The organism is Streptomyces solicamelliae (assembly GCF_045348655.1).
In the GTDB taxonomy this organism is placed as follows: Bacteria; Actinomycetota; Actinomycetes; order Streptomycetales; family Streptomycetaceae; genus Streptomyces; species Streptomyces solicamelliae.
On record NZ_CP160404.1, the window covers coordinates 108,118 to 125,336 of the forward strand.

General features: G+C 70.9%; 14 protein-coding genes and 3 pseudogenes. 6 read left to right on the forward strand and 11 right to left on the reverse strand.

Going from position 1 to position 17,219, the window contains the following annotated elements; genetic code table 11:
- Positions 1-30: 30 nt before the first annotated feature.
- Complete coding sequence (locus tag ABZO31_RS00500) at positions 31-1,245, reverse strand: glycosyltransferase (protein ID WP_406858795.1); 1,215 nt, start codon at positions 1,243-1,245, stop codon at positions 31-33.
- An 838-nt stretch (positions 1,246-2,083) separates the two neighbouring features.
- On the opposite strand from ABZO31_RS00500, the pseudogene ABZO31_RS00505 reads away from it, so the two are divergent.
- Positions 2,084-3,298, forward strand: a pseudogene (locus tag ABZO31_RS00505) (potassium transporter TrkA); the annotation flags it as partial.
- Between the two features lie 214 nt (positions 3,299-3,512).
- Here the strand turns inward: ABZO31_RS00505 and ABZO31_RS00510 are convergent.
- Positions 3,513-3,920, reverse strand: a complete 408-nt coding sequence (locus tag ABZO31_RS00510; protein WP_406858796.1) for a type II toxin-antitoxin system PemK/MazF family toxin — start codon at positions 3,918-3,920, stop codon at positions 3,513-3,515.
- Positions 3,921-4,131: 211 nt separating this feature from the next.
- Here ABZO31_RS00510 and ABZO31_RS00515 point away from each other — a divergent pair.
- Positions 4,132-4,920 (forward strand): annotated as a pseudogene (locus ABZO31_RS00515) (IS701 family transposase); the annotation flags it as partial.
- Between the two features lie 134 nt (positions 4,921-5,054).
- Here the strand turns inward: ABZO31_RS00515 and ABZO31_RS00520 are convergent.
- A complete protein-coding gene (locus ABZO31_RS00520) occupies positions 5,055-5,924 on the reverse strand; it encodes an alpha/beta fold hydrolase (protein ID WP_406858797.1) in 870 nt (289 codons plus the stop codon).
- A gap of 119 nt (positions 5,925-6,043) precedes the next feature.
- On the opposite strand from ABZO31_RS00520, the gene ABZO31_RS00525 reads away from it, so the two are divergent.
- Positions 6,044-6,628, forward strand: a complete 585-nt coding sequence (locus tag ABZO31_RS00525) for a TetR/AcrR family transcriptional regulator (RefSeq protein ID WP_406858798.1) — start codon at positions 6,044-6,046, stop codon at positions 6,626-6,628.
- A 256-nt stretch (positions 6,629-6,884) separates the two neighbouring features.
- Here ABZO31_RS00525 and ABZO31_RS00530 read toward each other — a convergent pair whose 3' ends face one another.
- Entirely contained in the window at positions 6,885-7,148 is a 264-nt protein-coding gene (locus tag ABZO31_RS00530; RefSeq protein WP_406858799.1) for a hypothetical protein, read from the reverse strand.
- Positions 7,149-7,429: 281 nt separating this feature from the next.
- Between ABZO31_RS00530 and ABZO31_RS00535 the strand changes: the two are divergent.
- Positions 7,430-7,582: pseudogene (locus ABZO31_RS00535) on the forward strand (TetR/AcrR family transcriptional regulator C-terminal ligand-binding domain-containing protein); the annotation flags it as partial.
- A gap of 210 nt (positions 7,583-7,792) precedes the next feature.
- Here ABZO31_RS00535 and ABZO31_RS00540 read toward each other — a convergent pair.
- The 7 genes from ABZO31_RS00540 to ABZO31_RS00570 form a co-directional block, all read right to left on the reverse strand.
- The gene (locus tag ABZO31_RS00540) at positions 7,793-8,134 is read right to left on the reverse strand and encodes a hypothetical protein (RefSeq protein WP_406858800.1); all 342 of its coding nucleotides are present in this window, start codon (positions 8,132-8,134) and stop codon (positions 7,793-7,795) included.
- Between the two features lie 12 nt (positions 8,135-8,146).
- The gene (locus ABZO31_RS00545; protein ID WP_406858801.1) at positions 8,147-8,491 is read right to left on the reverse strand and encodes a hypothetical protein; all 345 of its coding nucleotides are present in this window, start codon (positions 8,489-8,491) and stop codon (positions 8,147-8,149) included.
- Positions 8,492-8,643: 152 nt separating this feature from the next.
- Entirely contained in the window at positions 8,644-9,636 is a 993-nt protein-coding gene (locus ABZO31_RS00550; RefSeq protein WP_406858802.1) for an AraC family transcriptional regulator, read from the reverse strand.
- A 382-nt stretch (positions 9,637-10,018) separates the two neighbouring features.
- A complete protein-coding gene (locus ABZO31_RS00555; RefSeq protein ID WP_406858803.1) occupies positions 10,019-11,071 on the reverse strand; it encodes a mechanosensitive ion channel family protein in 1,053 nt (350 codons plus the stop codon).
- Positions 11,072-11,315: 244 nt separating this feature from the next.
- Positions 11,316-11,540, reverse strand: a complete 225-nt coding sequence (locus ABZO31_RS00560; protein ID WP_406858804.1) for a DUF6458 family protein — start codon at positions 11,538-11,540, stop codon at positions 11,316-11,318.
- 74 nt (positions 11,541-11,614) lie between these two features.
- Positions 11,615-13,249, reverse strand: coding sequence for a phospholipase D family protein (locus ABZO31_RS00565; RefSeq protein ID WP_406858805.1), 1,635 nt, complete (start codon positions 13,247-13,249; stop codon positions 11,615-11,617).
- Positions 13,250-13,526: 277 nt separating this feature from the next.
- Positions 13,527-15,092 carry an FAD-binding oxidoreductase gene (locus ABZO31_RS00570; RefSeq protein WP_406858806.1) on the reverse strand — a complete coding sequence of 522 codons (1,566 nt, stop codon included), beginning with the start codon at positions 15,090-15,092 and terminating at the stop codon, positions 13,527-13,529.
- A gap of 134 nt (positions 15,093-15,226) precedes the next feature.
- On the opposite strand from ABZO31_RS00570, the gene ABZO31_RS00575 reads away from it, so the two are divergent.
- Positions 15,227-15,856: a TetR/AcrR family transcriptional regulator gene (locus ABZO31_RS00575; protein WP_406858807.1), complete on the forward strand. Its 630-nt coding sequence runs from the start codon at positions 15,227-15,229 to the stop codon at positions 15,854-15,856.
- 242 nt (positions 15,857-16,098) lie between these two features.
- On the forward strand, positions 16,099-17,169 hold the full coding sequence (locus tag ABZO31_RS00580) for a PI-PLC domain-containing protein (RefSeq protein ID WP_406858808.1): 1,071 nt from the start codon (positions 16,099-16,101) through the stop codon (positions 17,167-17,169).
- Positions 17,170-17,219 lie beyond the last annotated feature (50 nt).

Consider the following 17,219-nt stretch of genomic DNA (forward strand, 5'->3'; position numbering starts at 1 on the left):
GCTACCCGCCGGCGTTCCGCGGAGGCCTTCTCAGCTGACTGCGTCGAGCAGCAGTTTCGCGGCCGCCGTCGCCCCGTCGGTGCGGATCGTACCGGCCACGGCCCTCGCTCGTGCGTGGGTCTCAGGGGTCAGGGCCATCTTGAGCGCGGCCGACAGGGACTCGGTGGTCGGGGTCGGACCGCCGTGTGCAGCGCCGATGCCCAGGTCGGCCACCCGGCCGGCCCAGTACGGCTGGTCCGCCCCCTGGGGCACCACCACCTGAGGCGCGCCGGCCCGGGTGGCGGTCGTCGTGGTGCCCGCGCTGCCGTGGTGTACGACGGCGGCGGCCCGGCGGAACAGTGCACGATGGTTGACCTCGCCGACGATGAAGCAGTCGTCCTGATCGTCGATGAGTGCCAGGTCGGCCCAGCCGCGGGAGACGACGGCGCGACGGCCCTGCGCGCGGATCGCCTCGATGGCCACCCGGGCGACGTCCTCCGGCGCGCGCATGGGCGTGCTGCCGAAACCCACGTACACCGGTGGGGTGCCGGCGTCCAGGAACGCCACCAGCTCGTCCGGGAGCGGTCGTTCGTCCGGCAGGACCCACGCGCCGGTCTGCACCACGTCGAGGTCCGTCGGCTGCCAGGGGGACAGGATGGGGTCCGTGGCCAGCCACGGCCGGTCGGTGAATGCGTAGTCGCGGACGTTGTCCACCGGTGGGAGCCCGATCGACGCCCGCTGGGTGTTGAGCACCTCGCCGAACATCGTGTTCGCGATCTGGGCGTCCAAGTCCCACAGCGCCTGGTTGTCGGTCACGTCCGGTGGCAACGGCCGGCCCCGCCGCGCGGGCGGCCGGCGGTACGGCGACGGCAAGCTGACGGGCTGGTGGCTCACGTGCACGTAGCGGATGCCCAGTTTCTCGGCCACCGACCGCGCGCCGGCCGTGGCCGGCAATGGGCCGGTCGCCACCAGCGCCTCACATCCCTCGGCCGTCGCGGCGACCGTGTCGAACTGCGCGGCCATCAACTCAGCTGCACGCTGCGCCAGGCCCACCGCCGACCCGGGCGTCACCGTGGTCACCAGCGGGCGCACCGGCTGGCCGGTGGGCACCATCTCCACGCCGACCTCGGCCAGGCGCTTCGCAAACTCCTCGTCCGGCGGCGCGCACACCCGCACCTCCGCGCCGAGTTCCTGCAACCGCACCGCGAGTCCCGCTATCGGTTCGACGCTCCCGCGCGACCCGTACGTCGACAACACCACACGCATGTCGTGATTCTCATTTCTGCAGGTCCTGGCTTCGGTGGGTGATTCTGCGATACGGCCAGGGTCTTGCCGCAAGCCCCCTGGTGCGCTATATGTTGATCATGGAAGGGATTGCACTCCCCTTTTCCTTCAGCGTAGGCGGCACGTTGGCCTTCGGCGGCGGCCCTTGGTCGGTAGTCATGTGCGGCTGGTCGATGCGTGACTTCAAGGCCACACGCGGCGCCATCGAAGGCAACTACCCCGCCACGCTGGCCCATTCACCGGCTTTCGTCGTGCGGATCGCGCGGGCCACACAGACCGAGAGGTTCGTCGACGGGACCCCATCACCGCCCAGGGCATCCAGGACACTCTGGAGCCGCCGCCCCCGAAGTTGCTGCAACTGCTCCTCGCCGTCTCCCAGAGCCTCGGCAATGAGACCAATTCGCCAGAGTCACCGCGGGGAACCGCGCTCTCGGTGAGCCGCCGCACTCGCGCGCCGACGTCAACGTGGGCGCAGGTCATGCACAGTGGGCGCTCGCATGGCGAGGGAGGCATCAAGGAGCCATGCAGACTGCCGAAGTTCGGCAGTGAACCGTCGTGGTGTTCGGTGCGACGATGCCTCGCACGACGGCAGTGGGCCCTGCGCACGAAGGGGGCGGAGACCTGATCGTCCGCACAGTCGATCGCTGACGCGCCTGGCACCGTCTGCTCATTGAAACCTTCCGGTGCCTGTCTCGGGTTCGCATGCCGGGCTCGCTGTCACGCTCGTGCGGGAACGGTCGGCTCGAACCGCGAAATCCAGCGCGATGGGGGAACGACGATCAGGCTGTCGCGCCGACGAGGAGACGAGACCGTGGGCCACATGGTGGTCTGCGGGGACGATGCGCTCGCTCACCGGCTCGCCGACGAACTGCAGTCGGTCTACCGCCAGCGGGTCGTCCTCATGGTCCCTGGCGGTCCGACCGAGGATCCGACCACCGTCCGGCCCGCCGTACTGTCCTGTGCCACGCAACTGCTGCAGCGAGCCGGACGGTCCGCCGACGACCTCTCCGGCTCTGCGTCGACCACGCCCGTGCGGATCGTGGTGGCGGCGGCGCCGAACGGAGGACCCGCTTGTGCGCGCAGGCGCACAGGGCGCCGCTGCGCTGGCCCTGCTCTACGAGGACGACGAGAGGAGTCTGCGTGCTGCGCTCACCGCTCGCCGGCTGAACCCCGGATCCTCCTCGACCAGGCAGCCCTCGTCGCGTTTACCCGACATGGACCGCGGTGTGTTCGAAGCTTCGACGACCGTGCTCTCGGACGCGGACACCGCCGCCCCTGCCCTCGCCGCGACAGCGGTGGCGGGAACGAGCGAGGTGCTCCAGGCCGACGGTCTGCTGATGCCTGCCGCCGAGCGCATGCCATTGGAAGGGGGTGAGGTGGCGGAACCCGGCTGTGCACGCTCGCGCTGCTGTCGTCCACCACCACCGACCCTGCGGGCGCGGAGGACTCCGACAGCAGCGGCTCGGGGCCTGAACTCCTTCCGGACGACCCGCCGGTACGCGGCGCGGCCGGGCGCGGCAGCGTCGTCCTGGAGACCGTCCGACGCACCGGCCCGGGGCTCCCGGCCCGCCGTCGGGCTCGGCGGGGAGCCGTACTCGGCGAGTTACTGTCGGCCCAACTGCGCTGGGCGCTCTTCGGGATCCTGGTCTGTGTCGTCGCCCTGACCGTCACCACCACCGTGCTCACCGACGCCGACCCCGTGCACGCTGCGTACCTGACCGTGCTCGACCTGTTCTCGATCAACGATCCGGCCCTCGAGGAGTCGTCGACGCGCCTGGTTCTGCAGTTGCTGTCGGGACTGGTCGGGCTCGCCCTGCTGCCGCTGCTAGTCGCCGGTGCGCTGGAGGCGCTCGGTACATTCCGCGCGGCCGGCGCGCTGCGACGCCCGCCTCGCGGGCTCTCGGGCCCCATCGTGCTCCTCGGTCTCGGGAAGATCGGTACCCGTGTCCTGGCTCGGCTTCACGAGTTGGACGTCCCGGCCGTGTGTGTCGAGGAGGCCCCCGAGGCACGCGGGATCCCGCTGGCGCGGGGGCTCGGCAGGTGCGACAACAGAGACCTCACGCCTCTTGTGAGTGTGCGGGGTGGTGGCAGCGGTCAGTTGTCAGCGGTGCCTGTGCTGGGGAGTGGGAAGCGGCTGTTGTGGTGCGGCTAGTACTGCAGCCGTAGATCGTGATCTTGTTTCTGGAGTGGGGCGGGGGCGGGCCGTCGTCGGTCATCGACGAGATCGAGGTGGGCCGCAGAGGCGTCCGCTACTCATCGGCTCCTCCGAGACGGCAGGCATCTTTGATCTCTTGGAGTCTGGCAGCCGTCATCGGAGTCAACTCCCTGCTCTGTCCAGCGGCATGGAGGGCCTTTTCAACCTCGCTGAGCTTCGCGGGGGACAACACGCCCGCCCGCTCGATCAGGTCGTCTCGAGCCAGAGTGGTCAGCCATGTGCAAGGAGTAAGGCCTGGACGCGGGAACGCGAACCGCAGCACGCCTTCGAAGGGCACTCCTTCCAGGGCGCCTACGGCCACTTCAACGCCGAGACCGCTGATGTCGACGCCCGCTGGAGCGACGACCTGCATCGCCTGGAACCCGGATGACTCCTCGTCCGACAGCAGCACGAGCGGGCGTCGCTCGTCGAAGTCGACCCACCAGACTTCGCCGCGTTGCATGTGTCCTCCTGGCACGAGCCGGCGGGTGAACGCTGCGTGCCCCGAGTGGGACACGGAAGGGATGCGGCCCCGGCTTCGACGTCGTGACCGAGGCGCGGTGAAGACGGGTACCGCCACCGGTGATCATCGGTGTGTGAAGTCTGAAGACCATGCGGTGGCCGCAGGTCACAGCGTAGACCCTGCCCGCTGGCAGGAGGCGTTATAGGTGCTGATGGGCCGGATAGCGGGCCGGTTCGGGCGGGTTGAGCCCCGGCGCCGGGTGAGGGATTTGGCGCTGGGGCTGCTGTCGGACCTGCCGCGCATGAACTGCTGGTCGATCGCCGAGTGGGCGGGGAGGCGAGTCCGGACGGCGTGCAGCACCTGCTCGGCCGGGCCAGTTGGGATACCGACCGGGTGCGTGATGACGTGCGTGAGTACGTGCTGGAGCATCTGAGCGACGAGGATGCGGTGCTGGTGGTCGACGAGACCGGGGACGTTAAGAAGGGCGCGCCCACCGTCGTGTCCAGCGCCGTTGCCCCGGCACCGCCGGGAGGGTCGAGAACGCGCACGTCGCGGTCTACCTCGTCTACGCGGGCCGCCGCGGGCATGCGGCGGTGGACCGTGAGCTGTACATCCCGAGGACACCGTCTTCGCGGCCGAGCCGGAGCTGGCCGCCCGCATGACCGGCCGGTTCCTTGACGCCGGGCACCATGTGGGCTGGGTTGCGGGGGACGAGGTCTACGGCGGCAACCCGAAGCTGCCGTCCGCGCCGGAAGAGCGCGGGGTCGGCTACCCGCTCGCTGTCGCCTGCTCGGCTGAAGTCACCACCCGTGCGGGGAAGTTCCGAGCCGATGCCCTGGCCGCGAAGGTGCCGAGGCGGGCCTGGCAGAAGCTGTCGGCCGGGGCTGGCGCCAAGGGACACCGCTTCTGCGACTGGGCCGTCATCGACCTGGCCGAACCGCGGGTCGGCTCCCGTGTCACGGCGGCGTGCTGCCGGAGGGTCGGGTACCTGTCGGCGTATCCGACTCCCCCGGCGTGCACGGCCGGCGTGTAGCCGTTCTTCCTCGTCTGCAGGAACGTGTCGGACGTCTCGGCCGTGGTGCCTTCGTCCCGGCTGCTGCGGTGCGGCCTGCCGGAACTACGGCCCTGGTGTGATCAGCGGGCCAGGAAGGCGAGGATGCGCTGGTTGACTTCCTCCGGCTTCTCGGAGAGGAGGAAGTGGCCGGCGCCTTCGATCATTGCGCCGTCGGATCCTGGCGGCAGCATGGCGACGATGTCGGCGAGCGTCGCCGCGTCGACCACGGGGTCCTCGGTTCCGTGGAGGTACAAGGTGGGCTGGGTAGGCAGCTTGTCCAGCACGCGGGCCATGTCCCATTGCGGGGTGCCGAATGTCGCGGCCGGGAAGTTCTGCCGGTAGAGCTCCAGGCCCAGGTGGAGCCTCTCAGGTGTGTTGAGTCCCTCCTTCATCGCCTTGCGGTCCTCGGCGGAGTCGTAGCCGGGGACGGTCCCCGTCCAGTGCTCCCAGAGCCAGTCGAGGTAGGCGAGGTCGTCGGCCGCGACGATGCGGTCGGCTACGGCCATCTGGAAGAAGTAGAAGTGGACGTACCGCTCGATCCTGCCGGGATCCGCGGCGTTGCGGTCGTAGAACGGGAGGGGCGGGACGTCGTTGACGACGACCTTGGCCCACCGCTCGGGTGCAGCCGCGGCGGCGCCCCAGGTGGTGAAGCCGCCCCAGTCGTGCCCGATCAGGACTGCGTCGGAGCCGCCGCCGAGCGCCTCGTGCAGGCCGTTGGCGTCGGCGATCAGGTCGGGAAGGCGCATGCTGCCGTCCGGCGGCACCTGGGACGGGGCGAACCCCCGCATGGTGGGGGCCACGGCGTGGTACCCCGCCTCCGCCAGCGCGGGCAGGAGGTACCGGTACAGCCGGGGCGTGTCGAAGCCGTGCAGCAACAGGGCGAGCGGCCCTTCTCCCGCTTCGACATAGGCCAGGTCCAAGCCGTTGACGGTGATCCGCTGGTGTTCCATCTTCCGCTCCTCGTCCGCCGAGAACTTCTAAAAAGAACGTTCTAACTAGTCGGAAGCTAGCACGGCGTGCACGCGGCCCGCAATCCAGAACGAACGATCTATCCAGTAGGCTCTGCCGTATGGCGAACACACCACAGCCGGGCACCCGGGAGCGCATCGTGAGCGCGGCGTCCCTGCTGATGCAGCGGCAGGGGTACGAGGGGACCGGCATCAAACAGGTCGCCCAGGAGGCCCAGGCCACGCTCGGCTCGGTCTACCACTTCTTCCCCGGCGGCAAGCAGGCGCTGGGCGTCGCCGCAGTCCAGCACGCCGGCCAGGAGTTCGCCGACCTGCTGTCGACGACTCTGTCCCAAGAGGCCGACCCGGCCAAGGCCATCACCGCCTGCGCCCGCGCACTCGCCACCCACCTGCGCGAGTCCGAATGGACGGACGGCTGCCCGATCAGCGCGACCGCGCTGGAAACCACCGGACGCGTCCCCGACATCGAACAGGCCGCCGCCCAAGCCTTCCAGCACTGGCAGGACCTGGTCGCAGACACGCTCCGCGAAGCCGGGCTCCCCAACGACGACGCGCACGACCTGGCCCTTACGGTCATCAGCACCCTCGAAGGCGCCGAACTCACCGCACAGGTCTCCAAAAGCGAAACACCACTGCTGGTCGCAGGGGAACACCTGGCCCGGCTCATCAACTCCTACAAGGAGTGAGCACAACCCGCCGCGCAGACCAGACCCGGTGAGCAACCGGCCCACATGCATGCGGTAACCAGCCCCACCGCCGGCCCCACCGCCAGAACCGGGCCGGCCTTGACGCGCTGGCGCGCGGCCTCACCACAACCGGATCGGGGGCGGTCTGTCGCATCAGTGACGGGACGTGACGGCCAAACCGGCTTCTGCAGCGTCCGACCGGACCACGAGAAACCGTCGCCCCTGCATTCCAGGACCTCGCAGGCCCGCTCCCCCGTCAAGTAGGTGCGAGATCGTCGACGAGACGGACCCGGAAGTGGCCGTGCTGCGGCGCCACCGATCGGCCCCCGGCTCTCAGACCAGACAACAGCGCGGCGGGATCGGTGCGGAGTCCCACGGTGCAGGGCGAGCCGTCCAGTCGCGCGCGGAGAAGGCCGCGGTCGAGCTGGACGACGTCCGTCAACCACGGCACGCGCGGCCGCTCCAGCAGGTGGTCCGCGAACGCGAACGCCTCCTCCGAGGCGAAGTGACGGGCGGGCACGCACGCCCCGACACCTCACGAGGAGGCGCGCACGGACACCCAAGTGGCCCCAGCCGCAGCCGAGCACGCCACCGGCCCTCACAACGTCGCGTTCGGCCGGCGGTGAGTACACCGCCCTCCAAAGGACAGCCCCCGGAGCCGGCGGTGAGGACTCTGCCGCGGATCGTGGTGTCGCCACCCGAACCCGACACACGCTCGGTCAAAGGCGACCTGACCCCCTTCGCCGACGCCCTCTACGGCGTGTCCGAGCACGAGTTGCGGGTCGCGCCCTGCGCGGCCTCATGGCCGAAGCCCAGATCGACCCCGCCTTCGCCGACCCCCTCCACGAGTGGGTGGAGAGTCGGCGCGTCGTCGTACGAACTCTGCTCGCCCGCGAGGTGCGGCGTGGCGAACCCCCGCCCATCACTGATCTGCAGGCCGCCACCGACCGTGCCTTCGACCTCCTCCGGTATCGCCCGCTGGTGGGCCACCAACCTCTCGACCCCCTTCAGGTTCGGGCTCGGCGGGGCGGTGACGGTGGCGCTGTTGAAGAGGTGAATGGCGGCGTCCCCTTCTTGGGGGAAGACATGGGGACGCCGCCGTTCCGGCCCGTGAGCGAACGCCCAGGGGCGCCCAATCCGGGAGGAGCTGGGGCCGGTCTCGCCTCAGTGAGTGGAACGGGTCTCGATGCCGGCGCTCGAGAACATGGTGAGCGGCGGGCAGAAGACCTTCGACACCCCGCTCGTCTTCCAGCCCGGGGCGGTACGGGAGACGAGATTCCCACCGTGCATGGGGTAGCAGAGCACGGTCGCCCGGTAACTGCCCCCGTTGCTGCGGCTGCACTTGGCGTACGAGCCGTTGTCGTACGAGCCGTACTCGCAGCCCGTCGGCCAGCCCATCACCGTCACGTCACCCGCGGCGGGTACGGCCGCGGCCGTGCCGTGGAACCCGAGAGCGGTGGTCGCGGTCAACGCCGTGGCGGCGAGCGCGCGCGTGAGCCTGTTCATGTCTGCTGCTCCTCAGGTCTTGTCGTAGACGGAGGTCTCGACGCCCGCGGACTGGGCCTTGGATTCGTTCTGGCAGTACGCGTAGGAGATGCCGTTCTGCCGCCACGGCCCCACGAACTCGACGATCCTTCCGTTGGGGTACCTGCACAGGACGAGCCCCCGGTACGAACCGCCGTTGTGGTCGCGGCACTCGGCGGCCCCGCCCCAATCGCGCATCCGCTCGTAGTGGCAGTCGGCAGGACGCCCCAAGGCCCCCGCCGTGGCCGGCGCTCCCGCCCCCAGCACGAAGGCTCCGCTCATGAGCACCCCGAACGCTGCGGGAACGACGGCCCGCCGGATGCGTGTACTCGTCGACACGATGCTTCACCTGCTCTCTCTCGGTCGGGTGCGCGCAGCGGCGATCGCCTGGTCAGGACGACTTGTTCCCCCGCGCTGCGCGCGACACCGATCATGCCGAGCCGGGCCGCGGCCGTGTTCGCGCTGAGTCTTCGCTTGCTTCGCGCTGGATCTCACGGGCGGGACGCGTCGCCGAGCGACTGCTGCCGGTGCTCGCGCGGCGACAGCCCGTACGCACAGCGGAAAGCGCGGGTGAAGTCACCGGCACGGGGGAAACCCCAGCGGGCGGCGACGGTGTGGATCGGGGTGGTACGCAGGGCGGGGTCCGCCAGGTCGCGGTGGGCCTGCTCCAGGCGACGGGCACGGATCCACGCGGCGAGCGTCTCGCCCCCGGACTCCTCGGTGAAGACGCGATGCAGATGGCTGAGGGAGATGTGATGCGCGGCAGCGATCACGGCGGGCGTCAGCTCCGGGTCGTGCAACTGCCCGCGGACGAAAGCCCGGATGCGCTCGGACAACGCTCGACGGACGCTCTCCGCCGGCAGGGCGGACTCGCCAGCCAGGGCATGGGAGAGCCAGGCGGACACCAGGTCGAGCACCGTGGTGCCGAGCCGGGACGCGTCGCACGGACGCAGGACGTCGGCCTGCCGGACCAGGCCGACGAGGAACTCGGCCAGCAGCGCGCCGGTACCCTCCCGCGCCGAGAACCCGCGCCCGCTCAAGTCCTGTACCCGCTGCGGCGGAAGTGGGAGCAGCGCCTTGGGGACGTTGACCCCGACGCCGGTCAGGGACCGGCACTCCTGAGGATGCGGGCGGACGGGGAAGGGCTGTGCGCCGTCGGCGAGATGGAGCTCGTGAGGGCCGAGTACAGTCTCCCGCCCGGACTGCTGCGTCAGGCTCATCGTCCCGTCGAGCAGGAGCGTCACACGAAGGTGTTCCCGGCGGCCGCCGCGTGTGCCGCCGGTGCTCCGCCAGAAGCGGGTGGGCGCGAGGGAGGCGTGCCACACGGTCACCGGGCCCAGTTCCATGAGCCGTAACTCCGCCCGGAAGCCCTCGGCTTGGGCATCGACCGCGTCCGTCGACCGGGTCCTGACGATCATGTCGCGCCAGCAGTCGAACCCTCCCTCCGGGGGCACGTCCTCGCTCCGGAACACGGTTCCGATCATCGCAGTGGTCCTCCGTCTCCCCGTGGGTACCTCGCGCCCCCTAGACGCCCCGGCGAGGGGCGTTGTGACATGTCCGGGGTGTCGCAAGAGTCACAGCGGCGTCGTGGACCGAGATCTGCGGCGTGCGATGCGTCGGCGGCGCGTACCCGACGAGGGCGAGGGGAAGTGGCGGACTCAGCCCTGCCTCGCCCGCCAGGTCCTGATCTCGCCGGTCATGAGGGCCGGTTGATGGGGCAGGCCTTCGACTTCACGTCGACCTTGAGCCGGGGCGAGGTCGACGGGGTTGCTTGACGCGGATCGCACGCCCTCCCTGGCCCCGGCCCGTGGACGCTGTGTCATCCGGAGGTCCGGCACCCGGCCCGAGCTGCCGCCGGGGAGCGGTTCACTCGGTCTTCGGTGGTTCGGCCGCGGTGGCTGTGGCGATGCGGGGCAGCGCCGCGGGATGTTCGCGGGCGAGCCAGGTGATGAGTTCTTCACGGACGGCGCAGCGGGTCGTCCACAGGTCGTCGGCGTCCTTGGCGGTGACGATCGCCCGGACGGTGATGTCGGTCGGCGAGGTCTCGGTCACCGACAGGTCCCAGCCGCGGCTGTCCCACGTCGGGCAGGTCTCGAGGAACTCGCGCAGGTGAGCCCGCATCAGAGCGACGGGCGTGGAGTGGTCGCAGTGGACGTGCACCGTCCCGGTCTTCTCCGAACCACCGCGCGACCAGTTCTCGAACGGGCGGGAGGTGAAGTACGAGACGGGCAGGGTGACGCGTCGTTCGTCCCAGGTGCGCACGGTGAGGAAGGTGAGGGTGACTTCCTCGACGACGCCCCATTCGCCGTCGACGACGACGGTGTCGCCGATGCGGACCATGTCGCCGAACGCGATCTGGAAGCCGGCGAAGACGTTGCCGAGCGTGGACTGCGCGGCGACGCCGGCCACGATGCCGATGATGCCGGCCGAGGCGAGGAGAGACGTACCGAGGGTGCGGAAGGCGGGGAAGGTGACGAGGGCCACCGCGCCCGCGAGCACTCCGACGGCCACGGACACGACCCGCATGAGCAGCGTCACCTGCGTCCGCACCCGGCGCACCCGCGCCGGGTCGCGCGACCGCCCGGCGTAGCGCGCGTACGAGGACTCCACGACGGCCGACGCGACCCGGACCGCCAGCCACGCCCCGCCGCCGATCAGGCAGAGCAGGAAGACGTGATCCAGCGCCTCGGAGCGACGACGGAGGGCGGGCAGGCCGATGAGTGGGTAGGTCGACCTGAGCAGCGTCGTGAGCAGGACGAGGTACAACGGTGCGCGACAGCGGCGCAGGAGCCCCCACAGGGGCGTCTCGGGATGCCGGGCATCGGCGTACCGCGCCAGGAGGTCCGCGGCCCGCCCGACGGCGAGTGCCGCCAGCGCGCAACCGCCCAGGACGATCGCCAGTCGAAGGATGTACTCCATGTCTCCCCAGGGGTGATCGGCGAATCGAACACGTTCGCCCCTTCGCCTCACCGACACACCGGCGCTCAAACGTCGGACGGGCGGCGGCACGGGAAACCCCTGTGCCGGCAACCACCGGCCTGACGAGCCGCCTGGTCACCGGCCATGGCCGGCCGGCCCTCAGGCAGAACTCGACCGCCACACACTCACCGGCCATACGGCGTGAAGGGCACGCCGACACAGCCCGCGATCGCCCTTGTCCGTCTCAGCGCAGGTCGCGGCGGTCGTCCTCGGTGACCGTGGGTGCGACCGGGGGGACGACCATGCGACGCCGGCGGAGGATGCTGGTGTACACCGCAGTGCCGATGAGGCCCACCGCCATGAAGATCAGGCCCACCAGATCGAGGTTGACCCCGTCGAGCTGCCAGTCGGACGCGAAGGTCAGGATGGCTCCCACGGCGATCAGGATGATGCAGACTCCGAGACCCATAGCTCTCGTTCCTCCCTGTGAGCGGTTGGACGAGCTTCGCGTACCCCGTTCCCGGACACTCATCCCCCAGGCAGTCAGTACGTGTTGCGCCGACGGAACCTGGCGGGGCGGCCGTCCGGATCAACCAGGAGGTGGTACAGCGGCATGGCGAGGACGCGGGTGCGGTGGGGCATGTCCGGCGGGTGATAGGTACGCAGCCGGCCCGGCGGTCTCGGCCCGTGGCGGCCGTTCTCGTACCAGGTGTCCAGCGCCGCGGCCCTCGTGGCGAGGATGTCGAAGGTCTTCACCGGATCGCACAGTTCGCCGGGTGCGTACGGCGGCTCCGCCTCCGGCGCTTCCAGGTGTTCGCGGCAGAGCTCCAGGCGCAGGTCACGGGCGAACCGGCGGGCCCCGTCCCCGAGGCCACCGGGGTCGGCCGGCGGTCGCTCGTCGAGGTCGTCGTCCAGGACGACGCAGCCGAGTTCCGAATCGTGGGTCCAGGAACGGAGGTTGACGTTGTCGGAGCCGACCGCCGCCCACACGTCGTCGATCACGCAGACTTTGGCGTGTACGTACACGGGGTCGCCCTCGGGGTTCTCCAGTCCGTACACGGCCACCCTGGCGCCGCCCGCCCGGCGCAGCTCGTCGAGCGCCGTGACGCGTCCGACGAGGTTCATCGGCAGCGTGAGCCGCCCGTCCTGCTCGGGCACCGTGGGAATGACGGCGATCAGCCGCAGACCGGGGTTCTCCACCAGCGCCTGGGCGAAGAACCCGACCACGTCCGTCGACCACAGGTACTGGTCCTCCAGGTAGATCAGCGATCGCGCCCGGCGCAGGGCCTTCACGTAGCCGCGGGCGATGCTGCGTTCGCCGTCGGGGGCGAAGGGGTAACCGTGGAGCAGCCGGTTCGGGTAGGTGCGCAGCACCTGCACCGTGTGGCTGCCGCCAGGACCGGTATCGGGAACGGGGGCGGGGTCGGGCAGCTGGGGCGGCAGCGGATCGGCACTGATGTCCTCCCGGTGCGCGAGTTGGCGGAGCCAGACCAGGGGGCTGCGGCTGAGGGGCGAGGGGTCGTCCCAGCGTTCGCGGAAGCCGGCTTCGAGGTCGCCGACCGCCGGCCCGCGGATGGCGAGCTGGACGTCGTGCCAGGGCGGCCGGCCCCCGTACGCAGAGGCGAAGGGCACCGCCTGGGGATCGCCGCGGTGGGCGGCGTCGTCGTTGCGGCTGTGGCACAGGTCGACCCCGCCGATGTACGCGACGTCCCGTTCGGGACGGCCGGGGTGGCGCAGCACCACGAGCTTCTGGTGGTGCGAGCCGCCGGGACGCACCCGCATGTCGAGCAGACACTCGGCTCCCGCCTGCTCCAGCTCCTTGGCCAGGCGGCGGTTCTCGGCCTGGCTGAGGTGCAGCTTGTCGAGGTGGGAGCGCCACACGAGCCCCTTCACGATCACTCCGCGCTCCGCCGCCTCGCCCAGGACCCGGACGACCTCGGAACCCTCGCCGTCGAGGCGTTCGTCCAGGTCGCCGCGCCAGTCGGTGAACAGCAGGATGTCTCCGGCCCGCTGGGCCCGTACGGCCTCGAGCAACTCGGCGAAGTACGCCGCGCCGTGTACGAGCGGCCGCACGTCGTTGCCCCGGGTCCAGGCCGCGCCGTCGGGGTGGCGGCCGTCCAGCCGTGTGGAGCCGTTGCCGCGTTCGGCGGCGGTGAGCATCCAGTCGCTGTACTTCACGATGGGGACCTCACGACGAGGGGACCTCACGACGGGACCTCACGACGGGTGCCTCGCATGGGGCCTCCGATGGTGCCCCCACCGGCACCCACCGGCACCACCGGCACGTAGCCGCTCGAAGGACTCCGTTGGGGGTCTCCACCGGCGGGTACCCGCTCGACCGCCGTCAACGCCTCCCCAGCGGTTCTCACCCTCCGCTTCGCGCACCTCACGTGGAGTGGTACCGGCTTTCTCTGTGCCGGAGGGCGCGGGCGGCCGGGCGCGAGGCCGGGAGATCTCACGCTCTGCGGAGCGGATCGACCAGGGCGCCGGGGTTGAGGATCCCGGCCGGGTCGAGGACGGCCTTGCCCGCCTGGAGAGCGGCGGCGAAGAGGTCGGGGCGCTGGCGGTCGTACCACGGGCGGTGATCGCGGCCCACCGCGTGGTGGTGGGTGATGGTCCCGCCGTTCGCGATCAGCGCCTCGGAGACGGCCTGCTTGATCTCGTCCCACTGTTCCACGGTCTTGCCCCACTCCCCCGCGGCGTAGACCCCGAAGTACGGTGCCGGCCCGTCGGGATAGACGTGCGTGAACCGGCAGGTCACGACCCCTGTCGCGCCGACCTGGCGCATGGCGTCCCGGGCGGCGTCGTCGACGGCGGCGCGAAGCGCGGCGAACCGGTCCCACGTGCAGGCCGTCTCGAACGTCTCCACGATCATGCCCTGCGCGGCGAGTGCGTCCCGCTGGTACGGCATCCGCAGGAAGGCGGAGCGCCACGTGTCGGAGGGGCCGGTGCGCGCGGACCGGTCGTCGGCGCTGTCGGTGTACCGCGGAGGCCCGGACGGAATCCCTCCGTGGTCGAGGCACAGCTCCAGCGCCCGCTCCATCCAGGCGTGCAGGGGATGGTCCGCGGATTCGAAGCCGAGGACGAGGACGGCGGTCGGGGAGCCCGCGTTGATCAACGCCTCCACGGGGTCCAGAAGCCGGCAATTGGCCGGATGGAGTCCGGACTGGGACAGCGCGCGCACCGCCTGGACGCCGGCGTCGTAGTCCGCGAATCCCACCGACGCCCCGGCACGCCAACGGGGCCGTTCCTGGATCCGTACCCACGCCTCGGTGATGACCCCGAGCGTCCCCTCGGAGCCGAGGAAGAGCCGGTCGGGCGAGGGCCCCGCGCCCGAGCCCGGGAGACGACGGGTCTCGACGGCGCCGGACGGGGTGATCACCCGCAGCGATTCCGTGAGGTCGTCGATGTGGGTGAGACGGGTCGCGAAGTGGCCGCCCGCCCGCGTGGCCAGCCAGCCGCCGAGGCTGGAGAACTCGAAGGACTGCGGGAAGAAGCGCAGCGTGTACCCCTGCGGCCGCAACTGCTCCTCCAGGTGCGGGCCGAGGACGCCGGCCTGGACGAGCGCGGCGCCGCTGGTGCGGTCGACCGCGAGCACCCGGTCCATCGACGTCAGGTCCAGGCTGACCACACCGGCGTACCCGTCGCCCACCCTGGGCTCCACGCCCCCGACCACGGACGAGCCGCCGCCGAAGGGGACGACCGCGACGTTCGCGTCGCTGCACCAGTCCAGGACCTGCACGACCTCGGCCTCCGAGGACGGGCGCACGACCAGATCGGGTATGTGCGGCAGCTTCCCCGACAGTGCTCGCACCACGTCACGGAACGCCTGCCCGTGGCTGTGTGCCAGCCGGTCCCGGGCGTCGTCGGAGACGAGGTGCGCCAGCGAGGACGGCGCGTCGACCCGGCTCGCGCCGACCTCGAACGACTCGACCGGGGGCGCCGTGTGGATCGTCAGGTCCGCGTCCGGAAGCATCTCCGCGGTGCGTCGCGTGAGCTCCGCACGTTCGGGGCCGGACACCGCGTCCTCGACGTATCCCCACCCCCACCACGAACGCGTCTTGCCTGCGTCGCTCCCAGCCACCACGTCGCACACACCACCTATCTGAATGCAAGGTAAGTTACTGGTGGTTCACATTGGCATAAGGTGAGGGCATGGGCAAGCAACAGACGGCAACGCGCGGCGTGGGCACCAAGGGGATGCCCCGCAAGGACCGGGAACGGCTGATACTGGACGCGGGAGCGCGCGAGTTCGGCACGAAGGGCTACGCCCGCGGGTCGACGGCGGAGGTCGCGACAGAGGCCGGCATCACCAAACCCATGATCTACGGGTACTTCGGCTCCAAGGACGGCCTTTACCGTGCCTGCCTGGATCAGGCCGGTCCCCACCTCGTCGCCGCCGTCGAGGCCGCGCAGGAAGGGCCGCCGGACATCACGCGCGCCGTACGCACCCTGGAGGCCGTCTTCCGGGCCCTCGAAGCCCGCCCGTACGACTGGCAGCTCGTCTACGACCCGACCCTGCCGCCGGACGGACCGCTCCACACCGCGGCCGCCGCGTACCGGCGCGAACTCAACCGCATGGGAGCCGTCGGCGTGGCCGAGATCCTCGCCTCCGCCCAGGCCGACGAACCGCTCGACGCCGACCTCGCCACGCACCTCTGGTACGGGACGGTGAGCGCGGCGGTCGCCTGGTGGCGGCACCACCCCGAGCAGACCGCCGACGGCATGACCGCACGCTTCGAACGGATCCTCACGGCCCTCGGGCGCGCCCCGCGAACTCCGTGAACACGGAACCGGGGCGCGGCGCCCGCGCCTGCCGCCAGGCGTGGTGACCGACGGGTGTGCGCAAGCTCGTCGAGCTGGGGCAGGTGCCCGCCAGTGGCGAGGGTGGTACGGGCATCCGCGATGCGCGCACGAGCAGGGCGACGGCGACGGTGGCCGCCGCCCAGGCCGCTACGGCGGCGGGATTCGGCCGATGCGGTCCGGCGGGAGGCGGGGCGTCGCCGCGCACGCTACCCTCCCGGAGCATGTTTGACACGGACACGACATGCGGCAAGGCGGTCGGGAGAAGAACCGGCCCCCACGTCCTGGTGTTGCTCCTCCTGCTGGCCATCCTCGGCATACCGAACGCCTCGGCGGCCACGCCCCCGCAGCCCTCCCCGGCCGCCGCCGCGGCGACGGACGCCGCCGCCCGCTGGGGCGACCGGCGCCTCGACGAGGTCTCCTTCCTCACGACCCACAACGCCTTCACCAACTACGAGGACTCCCGCTGGAGTTCGGTGAACCAGTCCGAATCGGTGCGCGCCCAGCTCGAGGGCGGGGTCCGCGGCCTCAGCCTCGACACGCACTGGTACGAGCGCAGCACCTGGCTGTGCGTCATCAGCTTCGGCAGCGACTGCTACCCCAGCGACGTCTACCTGTGCCACGGCGACTGCAAGACCTTCGCCGGGGCCACGTACGCACTGCCGAGGCAGTCCTTCCACGGGACCATGCAGACCGTGGTGGACTTCCTCGCCGCCCACCCGCAGGAGGTGGTGACGGTCTTCCTGGAGGACTACGTCAGCTCCGAGCAGCTCCGGCAGTCACTCGGCAGGGTCCGCGGGGTCGACGAGCTGCTGTTCCGGCCCGACGAGTGGGGCGTACGGCAGCAGGGCTGGCCGAAGGTGGCCGACCTCGTCACCGCCGGCAAGCGCCTGCTGCTCTTCTCCGACCGGTCGGACCGCGAGCACCTGGGCGTCATGTACGACAAGTCCTGGACGGTGAGCAACTACTGGAGCCTCGGCGACCTGGGCGACGACCTCGCGTGCGTCACCCGCTGGCCGGACGTGCCCCTGGACCGGCAGGAACCCGGATTCCGGAGGCTGTTCACGATGAGCCACCACCGCAACGTGCCCACGGTCCTCACGGCGGCCCTGGACAACGGCGCCAAGCTCAGAGACCGCATCGCCGGGCAGTGCCGGACCGCGACCGGGGGCCGCGCGCCCAACTTCGTCTCTGTCGACTTCCACCGCCTGTCCGACGGCAGCGGCCACTCCCCCGCGTCGATCGTCGCGGAGCTCAACACGACCCCTGTGAGGGCGCACGACACCACCCGGTGACCGAGCCGGGCGGCCACCCGACACGCAAAGCGGCCGACCCCTGTTTTTCG